We start from the raw sequence: 17,434 nt of genomic DNA, 5'->3' as shown, positions 1-17,434 counted from the left end.
TGTCGCCGCTGCAATTCCTCGCTGACCTACCATGCGTTTTCCCTTGATCGCGCTGACTGCCTGCCTCGTCATGCAGGCCAGCGCCCACGCCGCCGGCGATATCGAGACCGGACGTGCCGTGTTCGACCGCAAGTGCGCCTCCTGCCACAAGATCGGCCCGGCGGCGCGCGGCACCTTCGGCCCCCACCTCAACGGCATCGTTGGCCGGCCGGCGGGCACGACTTCCGACTACCGCTATTCCGATGCCATGAAGACGTCGAAGGTGGTCTGGACCTCCGAGACGCTCCGCGCCTTCATCCACGCCCCGAACAAGGTGGTGCCGGGCAACAAGATGCGCTTCTGGGGCATCGGCGACGACAGCGAGATCACCGACCTGCTGGCCTTCCTGCAAACGGTTCGGTAGGGGCTAGAATCCCGCCAGCACCTCCCCACAGGTTTTCCATAGGCTTCCAGCGTGGCACTTGAGCAGGGCTTCATCCTGACCCGGCACTGGCGCGATACTCCCTCCGGTACCGAGGTCGATTTCTGGCTGGCCACGGACCAGGGGCCGCGCCTGCTGCGCCTGCCGCCCCAGCCGTCGGTGGCCTTCGTGCCCGAGGCCCAGCGCGATCAGGCCGAGCCGCTGCTGCGCGGCGAGCGCGATGTGGACTTGCGCCCGCTCGAGTTGCAGGACTTCCACCGCCGGCCCGTGCTCGGGCTCTACTGCCAGCAGCACCGCCAGCTGATCCGGATCGACAAGGCGCTGCGGCAGGCTGGCGTGGATGTTTACGAGGCCGATATCCGCCCGCCCGAGCGCTACCTGATGGAGCGCTTCATCACCGCGCCGGTCTGGTTCGACGGCCAGCCGGACGCGCACGGCGTGCTGCGCCAAGCGCAGATGAAGCCGGCCACCGACTATCGCCCCACCCTGCGCCTGGTCTCGCTCGATATCGAAACCACCGCCCATGGCGAGCTGTATTCGATTGCGCTGGAAGGCTGCGGCCAGCGGCAGGTCTATATGCTCGGCCCGGCGCCGGCGGGCGATCCGGCCCCGCTGGACTTCGCGCTCGAATACTGCGACACCCGCCCCGCCCTGCTCGAAAAACTCAACCAGTGGCTGGCCGAGCACGACCCGGACGCCATCATCGGCTGGAACCTCGTTCAGTTCGATCTTCGCGTGCTGCAGGCCCACGCAGTGCAGTTCCAGGTGCCGTTGCGGCTGGGCCGGGGCGGCGCCGAGATGGAGTGGCGCGAGCACGCCAGGCAGCAGCACTACTTCGCGGCGGCGGCCGGGCGGCTGATCATCGACGGCATCGAGGCGCTGCGCGGCGCCACGTGGAGCTTCCCGTCGTTCAGCCTGGAGTCGGTGGCCCAGACCCTGCTCGGCGAAGGCAAGGCGATCGACAACCCCTACGACCGCATGGACGCCATCGACCGCATGTTCGCCGAGGACAAGCCCGCGCTGGCACGCTACAACCTGCGCGACTGCGAGCTGGTCACCCGCATCTTCGCCGCCACCGAGCTGCTGACCTTCCTGCTGGAGCGCGCCACCGTCACCGGCCTGCCGACCGACCGCAGCGGCGGCTCGGTGGCCGCCTTCACACATCTATATATGCCGCTGATGCACCGGCAGGGCTACGTGGCGCCGAATCTGGGCGAACTGGCGCCCGAGGCCAGCCCCGGCGGTTTTGTCATGGATTCGCGCCCCGGCCTGTACGAGTCGGTGCTGGTGCTGGACTACAAGAGCCTGTATCCATCGATCATCCGCACCTTCCTGATCGATCCGATTGGGCTGGTGGAGGGGCTGGCCCACCCCGATGACGCCGATTCGGTGCCCGGCTTCCGGGGCGCGCGGTTCTCGCGCGGCAAGCACTGCCTGCCGGCCATCGTCGCGCGGATCTGGCAGGGCCGCGAGGCGGCCAAGCGCGAGCAGAACAAGCCGCTCTCGCAGGCGCTGAAGATCATCATGAATGCGTTCTACGGCGTGCTGGGATCGAGCGGCTGCCGCTTCTTCGACCCGCGGCTGGCGTCGTCGATCACCATGCGCGGCCACGAGATCATGCGCCAGACGCGCCTGCTGATCGAGGCGCGCGGCTATGACGTGATCTATGGCGACACCGACTCCACCTTCGTCTGGCTGCGCGGCGCCCATGCCGAGGACGATGCGGCACGCATCGGGCGTGAACTTGTCGCCTACGTCAACGACTGGTGGCGCGACCACCTGCGCCAGACCTTCGACCTGGACAGCGCGCTGGAACTCCAGTTCGAGACCCACTTCCGGCGCTTCCTGATGCCAACCATCCGGGGCGCCGAGTTGGGCAGCAAGAAGCGCTACGCCGGTCAGGTCATGCGTGCCGATGGCCGCGCCGAGATGGTGTTCAAGGGGCTGGAGACGGTGCGCACGGACTGGTCGCCGCTGGCGCAGCAGTTCCAGCAGACGCTCTACGCGATGATCTTCAACCGCGAGCCGTACCGCGATTATGTGCGGGACATCGTGCGCCGCACGCTGGCCGGCGAACTGGACGCGCAACTGGTTTACCGCAAGCGCCTGCGGCGCCAGCTTGGCGACTACCAGCGCAACGTCCCGCCTCACGTGCGCGCCGCGCGGCTGGCCGATGCCTATAACGATAGCCAGGGCCGCCCGCGCCAGTACCAGAACGGCGGCTGGATCAGCTATGTGATGACGGTGGCCGGGCCGATGCCGATGGAGACGCTCGATCCGCGCCAGTCGCCGATCGATTATGACCACTACATCACAAAACAGCTCCAGCCGATTGCCGACGCCATCCTGCCCTTCCTCGACGATGATTTCGACACGCTGCTGACTGGGCAGATGGCGCTGTTTCCGGACTGAAATCCGCCCCCATCCCAAGAGCAGCGCGGGATTCCTGCTGCATCGCGGCAGATTCGAACCGCCCGAACCCATTACACTTGGCGCCTGTTCTGATACTGCGCCCCATTCCGTCCATGTCCGAGACCCACGCCACTGCCGCCCCCGTTCGCTCCAAAGCCCTGCGCGCCGCCGCCAGCGTGCTGGTGCTACGCGACGGCCCGGCGGGCATGGAGGTGCTGATGATGCGCCGCCCCCAGCGCGACGACGACCGCAGCGCCGGTGCCTTTGTCTTCCCGGGCGGCACACTCGATGAGCAGGATACGGCACTTCACCCCTTGTGCGATGGCCTCGACGATGCCGCCGCCAGCGCCCGGCTCAATGTCGACAAAAACGGGCTCGACTATTACCTCTGCGCCGCACGCGAAGCGTTCGAGGAAGCCGGCCTGCTGTTCGCCCGCGATGCCAACGGCCAGAATGTGGATCTCGATGCACTCGACGCGGACACCTACGGCAGCCTGCGCGAAGCCGCCGGCTACGGCGGCGCCGGCATCGCCCATGTCTGCGAACGGCTGGGCGTGCGCCTCGCCGTGGACCAACTGGCCTACGGCAGCCACTGGCTGACGCCGCCGGGCCTGCCGAAGCGCTTCGACACGCGCTTCTTCTTCGCGCTGGCGCCGGCTGGGCAGACCGCGCGGCACGATGGCGTTGAAGCGGTCGAGCATCGCTGGATGCGGCCCGTCGATGCGCTCGACCCGGCGAACGAGATCTCCCTGGTCAACGTCACGCGGCGCATGCTCCAGTCGATTTCGCACTTCCCGACTGCGCAGGCGTGCTTCGACCATGCCCAAAAGCTGCGCAACATCGTGCAGATCATGCCGCGCCTGGCCACCGGCCCCAAGGGCGTGCGGCCGGTGATGCCGGAGGAAGCGCCGTACGCCGAAATCGCCCGGATCGACCCCGATGGCGCCGGCCATGGCCGCTACGCGCTGGCGCCGGGCGCAGCGGTGAAGCTCTCCGAACGGGTCTGGCGCGTCACGGCGGACAACGGCAACGTGATGACTGGCCCCGGCACCAACACCTACTTCGTGGGCGGCGGCGCGGACAACACCTGGGCGATGATCGATCCCGGCCCCGCCGATCCGGCCCATATCACCGCCGTGCTGGCCGCCGCGCCGGGCCCGGTGAAGTGGATTCTCGTCACGCATACCCACCTGGACCATTCGCCCGCCTCCGTGGCGGTGCGCGAGGCCACCGGCGCGCCGGTCTGGGGGCGCGTCACGGCCGTGCAGGACCGCCAGGACCAGACTTTCGCGCCGGACCGCATGCCCGAGCACGGAGAGCGCATCGTGCTCGGCCCGCACGCCACGCTGCGGGTGGTGCACACGCCGGGGCATGCATCGAACCATCTCTGCTACCTGCTCGAGGAAGAGAAGACGCTGTTCACGGGCGACCACGTCATGCAGGGCTCCAGCGTCGTCATCAATCCGCCCGATGGGGACATGCGCGCCTATCTGGCGTCCCTGCAGGCGCTGCTCGACGAAGACCTGGAGTGGATTGCGCCGGGCCACGGCTTCCTGATGCCGCGCCCCCGGGATGCCATCCGGCTGCTGATTCGCCATCGGCAGCAGCGCGAGGCCAAGGTGCTGAACGCGCTGCGCGCGCTGGCGCCGGCCGATATCGGCACGCTGCTCGCCAGCGTCTACGACGACGTGCCCGAGCGCATGCATCCGGTGGCGCAGCGCTCGCTGCTGGCCCACCTGCGCAAGCTCGAGGAAGACGGCGTGGCGCGCGAGACCGAGGCGGTCTGGCATCTGATTTCGGCATGAGCCACAAATGAGCCGCGCATGAACTTCAGCCTTTCCGATCTGCGCGCCTTCGTGGCGGTGGCCGAACTGAGCAGCTTCCGCGCGGCAGCGACGGAGTTGCATCTGTCCCAGCCGGCGTTGTCGCGCCGGATCGAGAAGCTGGAAGACGCCCTCGGCGTGCGGCTGTTCGACCGGACGACGCGCTCGGTGGAGATGACCGCCGTGGGCCGGGAGTTCTCGCGCAAGGCGCGCGAACTCCTGAACGGGCTGGAGGAGTCGCTGCTCGGCATCCGGGACGTGGCCACCCGCGTGACCGGCGAAGTCACGGTGGCGTGCGTGCCCTCGGCGGTGCGCTACTTCCTGCCGGCGGTGCTGCGCAAGTACCACGAGACGTGGCCGCGCATCGTCGTGCGGCTGATCGACGAAGGCGCCAACGAGGTGCTGAACCTGATCGTGCGCAACGAGGCCGACTTCGGCCTGAACTACATCGGCACGCAGGAGCCGGATGTCGAGTTCGAACCCGTGCTCAAGGAACCGTTCGTGGTGGCCTGCCCGCCCGACCATCCGCTGGCGCGCAAGCGCAAGGTCACCTGGGCCGAACTGGGCCAGTACGACTACATGACCGTGGGCAAGGCCAGCGGCAACCGCATGCTGCTGGACCTGGCGCTGACCGATGTACCCGATCGCCCACAGTGGTATTGCGAGGTGCGGCACGTCAGCACGCTGGTGAGCCTGGTGGAAGCCGGGCTCGGCGTGGCGGCGGTACCCCGGCTGGCCATGCCGCCGGGCAAGCATCCCACGCTGACCAGCGTGCCGCTGGTGGAGCCTACCGTCTCGCGTACCGTGGGGCTGATCCGGCGGCGCGGCCGGTCCCTGTCGCCGGCGGCGCAGCAGCTCTACGACATGCTGCTGACCGCCAATGCCGAAATGCAGGGCGCCAAGGCGCTGCCTGGACACCGAAAGCGCGGCAACCCCCGTACCTGAAATATCTGGATACCTTGCCGCACTGGCAGCGCGGCGCATCGCTGCCTACATTGGATGACATCGCTATTCGTCCAAGGCGCCGCCATGTCCAGACAATTTGCCATCCTGCTGCTGATGCTGGCCGCCTCCGGCGCCGCCCATGCCGTCACCAAGTGCCAGAGCGGCAAGGACACGCTCTATACGGCGGCATCGTGCCCGGCGGGCTACCGCGATGTCACGTCCACCATGCGTGCCAATGTGACCACCATCACCAAGACCCCCAAGATCCGCCAGGACGAGCAGGCCTACCTGCAGAGCCGCGCCCAGATGGCGCAACAGATCCAGGTCTGGCAGGGGCGCGAGGACGATCTCGACCTGCGCGCGCAGAACGTCTTCTGGAATCAGTGCCGGGCACTCGAGTACCAGGCGCGGGCCGCCGAGCGCGCCATGCATACCACCGAGTACTGGAGCCGCGCGGACCGCTACCGCAGCGACGTCCATGCTTTGCGCTCGCAGCAATACGAGATGGGGTGCTACTTCTAGGGCCGAGGCTGATGCGAGGCGGTCATGATCCATGCCCCTCGTAGAACCTGCCGATATTAGTCAGGCTTAGATCGGCATACAGAAAATTTCAGGCAAATCGGCGCCGGTGAAACGTCTTGTCTCACATACAATTCGTTCCCATCGGCCCGCCAACGAAAGCTGGCAACGCGGTCGCAACCTACTCCTGTGATGCCATGCTGACTCTCACTGTGATCGTTGCGTATATGCTGGCCTGTATCGTCGCACTGGCCTTTGGCGCCCGCTGGGTGCTCAAGAATGACCCGCTGCTCAAGCAGTCGGGCGCCCGCCCTCACGGCGACGATCATTCGACGCTGACGCGCTAACCCGCCATGCGCTGATCGCCCCCCGGCTACGCCAGCCACGCAATCCCCAGAAGCCCGGTTCACGAGACCGGGCTTTTGCTTTGGTGGGGCTTTCGTGTATCAGGCTGCACACGCCCAAGCCCGCCTTGGAAGGTCGCGCCGCTGTCCTACACCGCGACCCGGAACGCACCGACACCCTCCCGCGCCCCGCAGTGACTATCGTTATGGCAGGCGTCCGCCTCGTGACGCCATGTCCTTCTTGTCTGCGAGCCGCCCCGCCATCCATGTCGCGCGTACCGATCCAGCCCGCCATGCGGGCCGCCCCGCCCGGCACCGTGGCCGGGCCTGATGTTGTGCCGGATGTCGTACCGGAGGGGGTGCCCGCAGTCACGGCTGAGGTGCCCGCGGACGCCGCGCCGGCGTCACCCACCCGTACGCCCCCCAAGCTGTCCGTCTCTGTGCGCCGCGCCAGCACGGCGTTGGTCATTCTGGCGACGCTCGCATCGCTCTACACCCTGCACCTCGCCCGCGACTTCATCGTGCCAGTGGTGGTGGCCATCGTCATCGCCTACCTGCTCGATCCGATGGTCGAGTGGCTCCAGCGCCAGCGGGTGCCGCGCGCCGTGGGCGCGACCGTGGTGCTGCTCGGCATGCTGGCCCTGCTGCTGTGCGGCGCCTATCTGCTCCAGGGGCAGATTGAATCTATCGTCGACCGGCTGCCCGCCATCGCCAGCAAGCTCTCCCGCTCGCTGGGCGAACTGGTGAGCGGCGACGACTCCATGCTGCAAAAGATCCGCCGCGCCACCACGGTACTGGTCGGTACCGGTCAGCCACCGCCGGCCAAGGGCGCGCCGATCGTCGTCGAACGTTCCGCCGACGCCCTCAACAACGCCATCTGGGTGGGATCGATGGGCGTCTTCGCGATGCTGGCGCAGGCCATCGTCGTGCTGTTCCTGACCTGGTTCCTGCTGCTGGGCGGCGACATGTTCAAGCGCAAGTTCATCAAGATGGCCGGCACCACCATCAGCCAGAAGAAGATCAGCGTGCACATGCTCGACGAGATCAACCGGGCGATCCAGCGCTACATGCTGATGCTGGTCATCACGAACGCCGCGCTGGGGCTTTGTACGTACATCCTGCTCAGGTATCTGTCGATCGACAATGCCGGCGCATGGGCGCTGGCGGCTGCCTCGCTGCACCTGGTGCCGTACTTCGGCGCGGTACTGATCGCCCTGTGCCTGGGCGTGGCCGGGTTCATGCAGTTCGGCACGCTGTCCGTCGCGGCAGCGGCGGCCGGTGGGTCGATGCTGATCGCCACGCTGATCGGCTCCGGCATGACCACCTGGATGACGGGCCGCATGGCGCGCATGAACGCCGTCGCCGTCTTCGTCTCGCTGCTGCTGTTCACGTGGCTCTGGGGCACCTGGGGGATGCTGCTGGCGATTCCGCTGGCCGTCATCGCCAAGGTCGTGGCCGACCACGTCGAAGGGCTCGAGGTGGTGGCCGAGTTCCTCGGCGAATAGCCGTCCCCCTCGCCTTCCTTCCTCCTATTTCGTCACGCGGAACTTGATGCGACGCAGAATGACCGCGCCGCATGGATCACGTATAACCGGATGCTGCGCCGCGATGTGGCGGCGGCGCTTCAACCGACAACATCTTTCGCGAGGGAGGTATCAGGCATGCGTTGGCAGCAACGTCCGCAGGGCTCCAACTGGGGCGATTTCGGTCCTGACGATCAACTGGGGCGCGTCAATTTGATCGGCCCCGAGCAGGTGGTCAAGGGCGCGCGCGAGATCCAGGCGGGGCGCAGCTTCTGCCTCTCGCTGCCGCTGGACTACCCCGGCGGCAACAAGCTCAATCCGCGCCGCCATCCGCCCGAGTTGCGCCCCACCTTCCGCGACGACTCCCCGTACATGAACTTCCCGCTGGCCAAGGTGAACCCGGCCGCGACCGATGTCATCAGCGACGATCAGGTGCTGCTCTGCCTCCAGTACTCCACCCAGTGGGACTCGCTGGCGCACGTGGGCGCGCTGTTCGATGCGGACGGCGATGGCAAGCTCGAGCGCGTCTACTACAACGGCTATCGCGCCAACGCGGACATCGTCGGCCCGGTCGACTATGCCGATGACGACCAGTTCGCCGCCCACGATTGCAGCCACGGCCATACCCATAGCCACGCGGATGCGCTCGGCATCGAGAACTTCGCCGTCAAGGGCATGCAGGGCCGGGGCGTGCTGGTGGATCTGGCCGATGTGTTCGGCATGGACTTCCGCAACGTCGGCTACGACGACCTGATGCACGCCATGGACACCCATCGCGTGGAAGTGGAGCCCGGCGACATGCTCCTGCTGCGCACCGGCTTTGCCGAAGTCGTGCTGTCGATGCAGCGCGAGCCCGACGAAGCGGTGCTCCACCACAGTTGCGCAGCGCTAAACGGGCGCGACGCCCGGCTGCTGAACTGGATCACCGATTCCGGCATCGCCGCGCTGATCGCCGACAACTACGCCGTGGAGCGCTACCCGGCCCTGCCGCCGCCCGACGAGGCGAAGACGCATCCGCTGCTGCCGCTCCACCACCATTGCCTGTTCAAGCTGGGGCTGCCGCTTGGCGAACTCTGGTATCTCAAGGACCTGGCGGACTGGCTGCGCGCGCACCGCCGCTCGCGCTTCATGCTCACGGCGCCGCCGCTGCGGCTGCCGGGCGCGGTGGGCTCGCCGGTGACGCCGGTGGCCACGGTGTGATCTGCGGTGTGCGTTTTTAAATCGTAGAAGAACTAGATAAAAAACTGGAGGAGACAACCATGAAGACTTCCGCGACATGGCGGCGGACGGCCGCTGCCCTGCTGGCGCTGGCCGGTGCTGGCGGTGTGGCCGGCATCGCCTCGGCCCAGCCGAAGGCAGGGATTTCCGATGATGTCGTCAAGATCGGCCTGCTGCTCGACATGAGCGGCCTCTACGCCGACGTGACCGGGCGCGGCAGCGCCACGGCGGCGCAGATGGCCATCGACGACTTCGGCGGCAAGGTGCTCGGCAAGAAAATCGAGCTGGTGGTGGTGGATCACCAGAACAAGGCCGACATCGCCGCCAACAAGGCGCGTGAATGGTTCGATACGGACAAGGTCGATGCCATCCTGGATGTGGCGGCTTCGGCACCCGCGCTGGCCGTGCTCGACGTGGCGAAGCAGAAGAACAAGATCGTGGTGTTCTCCGGCCCCGGCAGCGAGCGCCTCACCAACGACCTGTGCACGCCGGTTTCGGTCCACTACGCCTACGACACCTACGCGCTGGCGAACACCACGGCCAAGGCCATGGTCCAGCGCGGCGGCAAGACGTGGTTCTTCCTGACCGCCGACTACGCGTTCGGCCACACGCTCCAGCAGTCAGCCACCACGGTGGTCACCGAGGCCGGCGGGCAGGTGCTCGGCGCCGCGCGCCATCCGCTCAGTACCAGCGACTTCGCCTCCTACCTGCTCCAGGCGCAGGCGAGCAAGGCGCAGGTGGTGGGCCTGGCCAACGCAGGCGGCGACACGGTCAACGCCATCAAGGCCGCCTCCGAGTTCGGCCTGACGCGCGACGGCAAGCAGCGCATGGCCGGACTGTTGCTCTATATCAACGACATCCACGCGCTCGGCCTCAAGACCGCGCAGGGGCTGGTGCTGACCGAGGCGTTCTACTGGGACATGAACGACGCCACGCGCGCGTGGTCGCGCAAGTACTTCGACAAGGTCAAGAAGATGCCGAACATGAGCCAGGCAGGCGTCTACTCCTCCGTCACGCACTACCTGAAGGCCGTGCAGGCGGCCGGCACGGACGAGACCGCACCGACCATGGAGAAGATGAAGGCGATGCCGATCAACGACTTCTTCGCCAAGAACGGCCGCATCCGCGCCGATGGGCGCATGGTGCACGATATGTATTTGTTCGAGGTCAAGACGCCGGCCGAGTCCAAGTACCCGTGGGACTACTACAAGGTGCTGGCCACGGTGCCGGGCGACCAGGCGTTCATCCCGCCGTCGAAGTCGCAATGTCCGTTGCTCAAGGGCAGCCGCTGACGGAGCGCTGAAGGGCGCTTGACGCCCCAATTGTTCAAATCCCGGGACAGTCTGTCAGCCCAGACGCGCTTCTCCCGTTCCTGATCCCTCGTTACATTGCAGTCGCCGCCGGCACGCCCGAGCCCTTACGGGGTGCGCGGGCGGCGACCATAACAAGGATCACGAACGCATGAAGACCCGTCTCGCCTGCCTGGCCACGCTGGCCATCCTCCCTGCCCTGCCCGCTGCTGCCCACGCCCAGGGCAGCATCACGCTCTACGGCGTCGTCGACGCTGGCGTGGAATTCCTGACCAACGTGCCGAACGCGGCCACCGGCGGCAGCAACAACGTCGTGCGGATGTCCGCCGGCAACCTCTCCACCTCCCGCTGGGGCCTGCGCGGCGCCGAAGACCTGGGCGGCGGCCTGAAGGCCGTCTTCACGCTGGAAAACGGCTTCGACCTCGACACCGGCAGCGCCAACCAGGGCGGCCGCATGTTCGGCCGTCAGGCGTTCGTCGGCCTGCAGAACCAGTACGGCACGCTGTCGCTGGGCCGCCATCAGACCGTGCTGTACGACTTCTCGCTGGCCTATGACCCGATGGCCATCGCCACGCGCTACTCGGTGCTGATGCACGACAAGTGGATGTCCGGCCGCGCCGACAATTCGGTGAAGTTCACCGGCCAGACCGGCGCGCTGTACTACGGTCTGTTCTACAGCACCGGCTACGACAGCAGCGCCGGCGGCGAGGTGCCGGGCGACTACAAGGCCGGCCGCAACTTCAGCGCCAGCGTCGGCTACACGGCCGGCCCGCTGTCCGCCCGCGTGGTGTACGACGAAGTGCGCGGCAGCACCGTCGTCACGGACGACAACCGCGAGCGCCGCGCCACCCTCGGCGCCAGCTACGACTTCGGCCGGGCCCGTGCCTTCGCCGGCTATCGCTGGTACTACGGCGACTTCGCCAGCAGCTCGCTGCGCACCAACCTGTACTGGATCGGCGCGAACTACCAGGTCACGCCGGCCATCACGCTGACTGGCGCGGCCTACTACACCGACGTGCGCAACAGCGGCGGCGACCCGTACAGCTTCGTGCTGTCCGGCACGTACGCGTTCTCCAAGCGCACCGACCTGTACACCATCGTCGCCTACGCCCAGAACCGGGACGGCTCGGCCATGGGCCTGTCCGGCTTCGGCCCGTCGCTGAACCGCAGCGCCAGCACCCTGACGGCCACAACCGAACAGGTGGGCGCCGGCCAGAACCAGTTCGGCGCCATCGTCGGCATCCGCCACCGCTTCTGAGCGCAGCGGCCACGCTGAAATCCACTTGACGGAGACTTTCCCTTCGTCTTTGGGCCCGCCTTGGCGGGCTCTTTTTTGGATCAGGCCGCAGAAAACGCCCGCCGGGCGTTATGCCGGTGCAGCCGGGACAAGCCCGTACCTGGACATGACTGCGATCAAGGCGCACGAACTCACAGCGGCCGCCCCTTCCTTACGCCTCTCCGCCAAAATACGCCGCAATCCGCGCCAGTTTGTCCGGGTTGCGTTGCACGTGGATGCGGGCGATGCGGTCGCCTTCGACCACAAAGGTCTGCGCGGACTCCAGCGCACCGTCGAAGTAGCGCAGCAGCGCCCATTCGCCATTGAGCAGCACCAGCCGCACCCGGAGGCCCTCGCCGGGGAATCTGAGGCGGGTGGCGTAGAACAGTTGGGCGATGCGGCGGGCGCCTTCGAGCGGCTTGGGGAAGGTCTGGACCCTGCCGCCGCCGTCGCCGGCCAGGGTGGCGTCGTTGGCCAGCAGCGCCTGGATGCCGGCGAAGTCGCCGCCCTGCATCGCCTGGGCGAACGCCTGGACTATGTGCCGATGGGTGTCCGGGGACACCGTGAAGCGCGGCCGGTCGTCGCGTAGCTGGGTTTTTGCCCGGCTGACCAGCTGGCGGCAGTTGGCCTCGCTCTTGCCGATCACGCGCGCCACCTCGTCGTAGTCGTTGTCGAAAACCTCGCGCAGGAGGAAGGCCGCGCGGGCCTCGGGCGTCAGGCGCTCCAGCAGGAGGAGGAAGGCGACGGAGATGTCGTCGGCGCGCTCCTTGATGGCCTCGGGGTTGTCCGGGCTGTCCGTGATCAGCGGCTCGGGCAGCCAGATCCCGGTGTAGTGCTCGCGCTGGATCTTGGCGGCGCGCAGGCGGTCGATGGCGATGCGAGTGGTTACCGAGACCAGCCAGGCTTCGGCATTTTCGATTTCCGTCTGGTCAGCCGTGTGCCAGCGCAGCCAGGCGTCCTGTACGACGTCCTCGGCCTCGGCCACGGCGCCGAGCATCCGGTAGGCAATCCCGTGCAGGCGCGGGCGCAGCTTGTGGAAGGTGGCGGTGGTGTCGTCCATGATTCGATGCGAAAAGGCGGCTGGCAGACCGCCATGGTGGCCACGCGTGCCGGCCCAGCGCAAGAACTTTCAAGCATTTTCCGACGCACACCTTGAAAATTCCGATGCACTGTATATATTTACAGTAACTGTATGAATGAACAGTATATCGGAGTGCGGAATGGAACACCTGATCCACCTGATCCGTGTGCAGAACGAATATGACCGCCAGGTGCTGGTCTGGCTGCGGGGGCGCATTGGTGATGCCGCCCTGCTGTCGGCCGCGCACCGGGCCACCGTCGACGATAAAAAGCCTTATCTTTCAACGATTTGCCGCCTGATCGGGATTCGGGCGCCGTCGCGCCGCGCGCTGGCGGACGAGGCTCGCAAGAGCCATCGCGCGGTGGGCGAGCGGTATCTGGAGCAGATCCGCAAGATCCTGGCCCGCCCGACGTCCGGCCATGAAAAAGCCGGGCACGAGGCCCGGCCACAAGCGGCGCTGTTCTAGATCGCCTAGGCAGCGTCTGATCCGGGCTCAGGCCGGCAGTTCGGTCACGCGCATTGCGGGCGTGATCTGGAGCGGATCGGTCATCAGCTCCAGCACGGCCGGCTGGCCGGCGTTGCGGGCGCGCTCGAACGCTGCCGCAAAGTCCTCCGTCTTCTCCACCCGCTCCGCCCACGCCCCGCAGGCGCGCGCCATCGCCACGAAATCCGGGTTGGCGATGGTCGTGCCGCTCTGGCGGCCCGGGTAGCGCTTCTCCTGATGCATGCGGATGGTGCCGTACATGCGGTTGTTCACCAGGATCACGATCAGGTTGGCGCCATGCGCGGCGGCCGTGGCGATCTCCTGCGGATACATCAGGAAGCAACCGTCGCCAGCCAGGCAGACCACGGTCTTCTCGGGCGCGCGCAGCTTCGCGGCAATCGCGGCCGGCAGGCCGTAGCCCATCGCGCCGCAGGTGGGCGCCAGTTCCGTGCGCGGACGCTTGTAGGCATAAAAGCGGTGCAGCCAGACCGTATAGTTGCCGGCGCCGTTGCTGAGGATGGCGTCTTCGGGCAGCACCGCGTTCAGGTGCGACATCGCGGCAGCCATATCCACCCCCGTCAGTTCCGCATGGGGCTTGGGCGGCGTGACGAAGGCCTCGTGCTCGGCCCGGGCGCCGCTGGTCCAGTCCTTCCATCCGATAGAAGCCGGCGCCGGCAGCGCGGCCAGCATGGCTGCCGCAGGCACCACGCCCGAATGGATCGGCAGTGCCGACTGGTAGACGCGGCCCAGCTCGCCGCTATCGGCATGGATATGCACCAGCTTTTGCTTCGGGCGCGGGACTTCCAGCAGCGTGTAGCCATCGGTGGCGATGTCGCCCAGCCGGGTGCCGACCGCCACGATCAGGTCGGCCGTGCGCACCCGCTCGGCCAGCTTGGGGCTCACGCCCAGGCTCAGATGGCCGATGTAGTGCGGGTCGCGGTTATCGATCACGTCCTGCCGGCGGAAGGCGCAGGCTACGGGCAGGTTCCATGCCTTGACGAAGGCGGCGAAGTCACGCACTGCCGCGTCGGTCCAGCCGGCGCCGCCGGCGATCACCAGCGGCTGGCGGGCCTCGGCCAGCGCGGCGGCCAGCGCCCGGGCATCCTCGGCGCGCGGGGCGGCCGCCACGGTGCGGTACGGCTCGGCATCGGCGCAGTCCACCAGATCGTCGAGCACGTCTTCGGGCAGCGCCAGCACCACCGGGCCGGGCCGGCCGGACGTGGCCACCTGGAAGGCGCGCGCCACCATCTCGGGAATCCGGGCCGGATCGTCGATCTCGGCCGCCCACTTGGCCATCGTGCCGAACACTGCCGCGTAATCCACCTCCTGGAACGCCTCCCGGCCCTTGTGGGCGCGGGAGATCTGCCCCACGAACAGGATCATCGGCGTGGAGTCCTGCTGGGCGATATGCACGCCGATGCTGGCGTGGGTGGCGCCCGGCCCCCGGGTGACGAAGCAGATGCCGGGGCGGCCGGTCAGCTTGCCGTCGGCCTCGGCCATGTTGGCGGCGGCGCCTTCGTGCTTGGTGACGACGAGGTCGATGGCCGGCTGGTCGTGCAGCGCGTCCAGCACGTCCAGAAAACTCTCGCCGGGCACGCAGAAGATGCGCTCCGTGCCATGCAGGCGCAGTTGGTCCACGAGGACACGGCCGCCGGTGCGGGCCTGAAAGGATGGGGTTTGAGCGGTCATGACGAAAAGTATGGACAGGATCGGAGGCGGCGCCAAGGTGGAGCCAAGCAGGCGCCAGACCCGAAGCAGGCGGCGATGACAGCGATTTTTCCGTTTGACGGGCGCCGCCGCGGGGTCTATCGTGCATTTCTGTTATGCGTTTTATGCAAGGCAGCCCGCCTCGCGCCCGTGTAGATTGGCTACCGAGGCGATGCTGCCATGACAGCGCGCCCGCCCGCGACACCTGACGGCCATCCCGGCCGTCCCATAACAATGCTCGCGAAAACAGGAGACCATGCAATGTCCTTCCCTCATCGATTGATGCGGCCGGCCCTGGCCGTGCTTTGCCTTGGATGCATGGCGGCGGCCCCACTGGCGCAAGCCCAGTCCGCCGACCAGTACCCCAGCAAGCCGATCAACTACGTCGTGCCGTTCGCGGCGGGCGGCACCACGGACCTGCTCGGCCGACTGATCGGCCAGCGGCTGTCGCAGGTGCTCGGCCAGTCGGTGGTGGTGGAAAACCGCGCCGGCGCCGGCGGCAATATCGGTTCGGACTACGTGTCCAAGGCCGCGCCGGACGGCTACACGCTGCTCGGCGGCACCATCAGCTCGCACGCCATCAACGTGAGCCTGTACCCCAAGATGCCGTACGACCCGGTCAAGAACTTCCAGCCGGTGGCGCTGATCGGCACGCTGCCCAATGTGCTGGTGGTGAACGTGAACAGCCCGTACAAGTCGGTGCAGGACGTGATGGCAGCGGCCAAGGCCAAACCGGGGTCGATCAACTTCGGCTCGTCCGGCAACGGCACCTCCCAGCATCTGGCGGCCGAACTGTTCGCCAACATGGCCGGCCTGAAGATGACCCACGTGCCCTATAAGGGCAGCAGCCAGGCGGTACAGGCGCTGCTCGGCAATCAGGTCGATATCGTCTTCGAGAACAGCGTGGCCGCCATGCCGATGGTGCAGTCCGGCAAGTTCCGCGCGCTGGCCACCACCGGCGCCAAGCGCGCCGCCGAGCTGCCCGATGTGCCGACCATGGCCGAATCGGGCCTGCCGGGCTATGAAATCGTCTCGTGGCAGGCGATCTTCGCGCCGGCCGGCACGCCGATGCCCATCGTCAACAAGCTGGCCACCGAGATCGGCAAGATCATCCACCAGCCGGACGTCAAGGCGAAGCTGGTGGGCATGGGCGTGGAGCCGTCTGGCGCCGGCCCGGCCGAACTCGGCAAGTTCCAGAAGAGCGAGGTGGCCAAGTGGGCCAACCTGATCAAGGTCGCCAACATCCACCTGGAGTAACGCATGGCAGAACACCGTATTCCGACCGCCGGCCTGCATCGCTGGGTCGTGGACCTGTGGCTGGCGGCGGGGTCCGATGCGCGTGAGGCGCAGCTGACCGCCGACCACCTCGTCGGCGCCAATCTCTCGGGCCATGACTCGCATGGCGTGGGCATGATCCCGAAGTACGTGCTGTCCTGGCAGGGCGAGCAATTGCAGCTCAACCAGCAGGTCAGCGTGGTGCATGAGTCCGGCGGCATCCTGAGCCTGGACGGCAACCGGGGCATGGGCCAGGTCGTGACCGAGGAGGCGATGCGCATGGGCATCGCCCGCGCACAGGAGCACGGCGTGTGCGTGATGGGGCTGCGGCGCTCGCACCATCTGGGCCGGGTGGGCCATTGGGCCGAGCAGGCCACGGCGGCCGGCATGATCTCGATCCACTTCGTGAATGTGCTGTCCAAGCCGCTCGTGGCGCCGCATGGCGGCTACGACGCGCGCTTCGGCACCAATCCATTCACGATCGGCGTGCCGGTGGCGGGGGCCCCGCCGCTGGTGCTCGACTTCGCCACCAGCGCCATCGCAATGGGCAAGGTGCGCGTGGCCAACAACAAGGGCGTGCCGGTGCCGCCGGGCAGCCTGATGGACCCGAACGGGCATCCCACCGACGACCCGTCGGTCATGTTCCCGCCGCCCGGTACGCCGCACGGCGCGCTGCGCACCTTCGGCGAGCACAAGGGCTACGTGCTGGCCGTGATGTGCGAGCTGCTCGGCGCGGCCGTGACTGGCGGCCACACCATCCGCCCGGAAACGCTGACGCACGAGCATGCGGTCTGGAACAACATGCTGGCGATCATCTTCGATCCGGCCCGCCTCGGCAGCAGCACCACCTTCGGCCATGAGGTGGAATCCTTTGTTGATTGGCTGAAGGCGTCCCGGCTGCAACCGGGCAACGATGCCATCCGCCTCCCCGGCGACCCCGAGCGCGCATGGCGCAAGGCGCGCGCCGACTTTATCCCCGTGGATGCCGGCACGCTGGCCCAGCTCGACGACGCCGCGGCGCGCGTGCTCCAGGCGCGCGGCCAATCCCCCGGCCCGCTCTCCGCCCTGGCGGCGGACTGAACCCAAGGCTCAAGGA

General features: G+C 67.4%; 15 protein-coding genes. 13 read left to right on the top strand and 2 right to left on the bottom strand.

Features of this window, described 5'->3' with window-relative positions; translation table 11 throughout:
• The first annotated feature begins 31 nt into the window (after positions 1-31).
• The 10 genes from BM115_RS19725 (at position 32) to BM115_RS19685 (ending at position 11,773) form a co-directional block, all read left to right on the top strand.
• Positions 32-403 (top strand): c-type cytochrome, encoded by a 372-nt coding sequence (locus BM115_RS19725; RefSeq protein WP_092297894.1) that lies wholly within the window; start codon positions 32-34, stop codon positions 401-403.
• Between the two features lie 51 nt (positions 404-454).
• Positions 455-2,833, top strand: a complete 2,379-nt coding sequence (locus BM115_RS19720) for a DNA polymerase II (protein ID WP_092297891.1) — start codon at positions 455-457, stop codon at positions 2,831-2,833.
• 113 nt (positions 2,834-2,946) lie between these two features.
• Entirely contained in the window at positions 2,947-4,638 is a 1,692-nt protein-coding gene (locus BM115_RS19715; RefSeq protein ID WP_092297888.1) for an MBL fold metallo-hydrolase, read from the top strand.
• An 18-nt stretch (positions 4,639-4,656) separates the two neighbouring features.
• Positions 4,657-5,601 carry a LysR family transcriptional regulator gene (locus tag BM115_RS19710; protein WP_092297885.1) on the top strand — a complete coding sequence of 315 codons (945 nt, stop codon included), beginning with the start codon at positions 4,657-4,659 and terminating at the stop codon, positions 5,599-5,601.
• An 84-nt stretch (positions 5,602-5,685) separates the two neighbouring features.
• The gene (locus tag BM115_RS19705) at positions 5,686-6,123 is read left to right on the top strand and encodes a hypothetical protein (RefSeq protein WP_092297882.1); all 438 of its coding nucleotides are present in this window, start codon (positions 5,686-5,688) and stop codon (positions 6,121-6,123) included.
• A 194-nt stretch (positions 6,124-6,317) separates the two neighbouring features.
• Complete coding sequence (locus BM115_RS27335; protein WP_177219971.1) at positions 6,318-6,467, top strand: hypothetical protein; 150 nt, start codon at positions 6,318-6,320, stop codon at positions 6,465-6,467.
• Between the two features lie 263 nt (positions 6,468-6,730).
• Positions 6,731-7,969 (top strand): AI-2E family transporter, encoded by a 1,239-nt coding sequence (locus tag BM115_RS19700; protein ID WP_092297879.1) that lies wholly within the window; start codon positions 6,731-6,733, stop codon positions 7,967-7,969.
• A gap of 156 nt (positions 7,970-8,125) precedes the next feature.
• Positions 8,126-9,187 carry a cyclase family protein gene (locus BM115_RS19695; protein ID WP_092297876.1) on the top strand — a complete coding sequence of 354 codons (1,062 nt, stop codon included), beginning with the start codon at positions 8,126-8,128 and terminating at the stop codon, positions 9,185-9,187.
• A gap of 59 nt (positions 9,188-9,246) precedes the next feature.
• Entirely contained in the window at positions 9,247-10,497 is a 1,251-nt protein-coding gene (locus tag BM115_RS19690; protein WP_092297873.1) for an ABC transporter substrate-binding protein, read from the top strand.
• Positions 10,498-10,666: 169 nt separating this feature from the next.
• Positions 10,667-11,773: a porin gene (locus BM115_RS19685; RefSeq protein ID WP_092297870.1), complete on the top strand. Its 1,107-nt coding sequence runs from the start codon at positions 10,667-10,669 to the stop codon at positions 11,771-11,773.
• A 190-nt stretch (positions 11,774-11,963) separates the two neighbouring features.
• Here BM115_RS19685 and BM115_RS19680 read toward each other — a convergent pair whose 3' ends face one another.
• A complete protein-coding gene (locus BM115_RS19680; RefSeq protein ID WP_092297973.1) occupies positions 11,964-12,851 on the bottom strand; it encodes an RNA polymerase sigma-70 factor in 888 nt (295 codons plus the stop codon).
• A 169-nt stretch (positions 12,852-13,020) separates the two neighbouring features.
• Here BM115_RS19680 and BM115_RS19675 point away from each other — a divergent pair, with 169 nt between their 5' ends.
• On the top strand, positions 13,021-13,338 hold the full coding sequence (locus BM115_RS19675; RefSeq protein WP_092297970.1) for a hypothetical protein: 318 nt from the start codon (positions 13,021-13,023) through the stop codon (positions 13,336-13,338).
• Between the two features lie 27 nt (positions 13,339-13,365).
• Here the strand turns inward: BM115_RS19675 and BM115_RS19670 are convergent, their stop codons facing one another.
• The gene (locus BM115_RS19670) at positions 13,366-15,045 is read right to left on the bottom strand and encodes a thiamine pyrophosphate-binding protein (protein ID WP_092297867.1); all 1,680 of its coding nucleotides are present in this window, start codon (positions 15,043-15,045) and stop codon (positions 13,366-13,368) included.
• Between the two features lie 279 nt (positions 15,046-15,324).
• Here BM115_RS19670 and BM115_RS19665 point away from each other — a divergent pair, with 279 nt between their 5' ends.
• A complete protein-coding gene (locus tag BM115_RS19665) occupies positions 15,325-16,320 on the top strand; it encodes a Bug family tripartite tricarboxylate transporter substrate binding protein (RefSeq protein WP_092297864.1) in 996 nt (331 codons plus the stop codon).
• Between the two features lie 3 nt (positions 16,321-16,323).
• A complete protein-coding gene (locus BM115_RS19660; RefSeq protein WP_092297861.1) occupies positions 16,324-17,418 on the top strand; it encodes a malate/lactate/ureidoglycolate dehydrogenase in 1,095 nt (364 codons plus the stop codon).
• Positions 17,419-17,434 lie beyond the last annotated feature (16 nt).

It is taken from the genome of Cupriavidus sp. OV096 (genome assembly GCF_900115455.1).
Lineage (GTDB): Bacteria > Pseudomonadota > Gammaproteobacteria > Burkholderiales > Burkholderiaceae > Cupriavidus.
Note: the sequence above shows the minus strand (reverse complement) of the source record. Positions and strands in the feature narration are given on the sequence as shown.

Excerpts from the sequence above, each read along its gene's own strand:
- BM115_RS19700 (WP_092297879.1), top strand. The coding sequence starts at position 6,731 with ATGTCGCGCGTACCGATCCAGCCCGCCATGCGGGCCGCCCCGCCCGGC.
- BM115_RS19705 (WP_092297882.1), top strand. The coding sequence starts at position 5,686 with ATGTCCAGACAATTTGCCATCCTGCTGCTGATGCTGGCCGCCTCCGGC.
- BM115_RS19695 (WP_092297876.1), top strand. The coding sequence starts at position 8,126 with ATGCGTTGGCAGCAACGTCCGCAGGGCTCCAACTGGGGCGATTTCGGT.
- BM115_RS19665 (WP_092297864.1), top strand. The coding sequence starts at position 15,325 with ATGTCCTTCCCTCATCGATTGATGCGGCCGGCCCTGGCCGTGCTTTGC.
- BM115_RS19670 (WP_092297867.1), bottom strand. The coding sequence starts at position 15,045 with ATGACCGCTCAAACCCCATCCTTTCAGGCCCGCACCGGCGGCCGTGTC.
- BM115_RS19660 (WP_092297861.1), top strand. The coding sequence starts at position 16,324 with ATGGCAGAACACCGTATTCCGACCGCCGGCCTGCATCGCTGGGTCGTG.
- BM115_RS19710 (WP_092297885.1), top strand. The coding sequence starts at position 4,657 with ATGAACTTCAGCCTTTCCGATCTGCGCGCCTTCGTGGCGGTGGCCGAA.
- BM115_RS19725 (WP_092297894.1), top strand. The coding sequence starts at position 32 with ATGCGTTTTCCCTTGATCGCGCTGACTGCCTGCCTCGTCATGCAGGCC.
- BM115_RS27335 (WP_177219971.1), top strand. The coding sequence starts at position 6,318 with ATGCTGACTCTCACTGTGATCGTTGCGTATATGCTGGCCTGTATCGTC.
- BM115_RS19680 (WP_092297973.1), bottom strand. The coding sequence starts at position 12,851 with ATGGACGACACCACCGCCACCTTCCACAAGCTGCGCCCGCGCCTGCAC.
- BM115_RS19715 (WP_092297888.1), top strand. The coding sequence starts at position 2,947 with ATGTCCGAGACCCACGCCACTGCCGCCCCCGTTCGCTCCAAAGCCCTG.
- BM115_RS19685 (WP_092297870.1), top strand. The coding sequence starts at position 10,667 with ATGAAGACCCGTCTCGCCTGCCTGGCCACGCTGGCCATCCTCCCTGCC.
- BM115_RS19690 (WP_092297873.1), top strand. The coding sequence starts at position 9,247 with ATGAAGACTTCCGCGACATGGCGGCGGACGGCCGCTGCCCTGCTGGCG.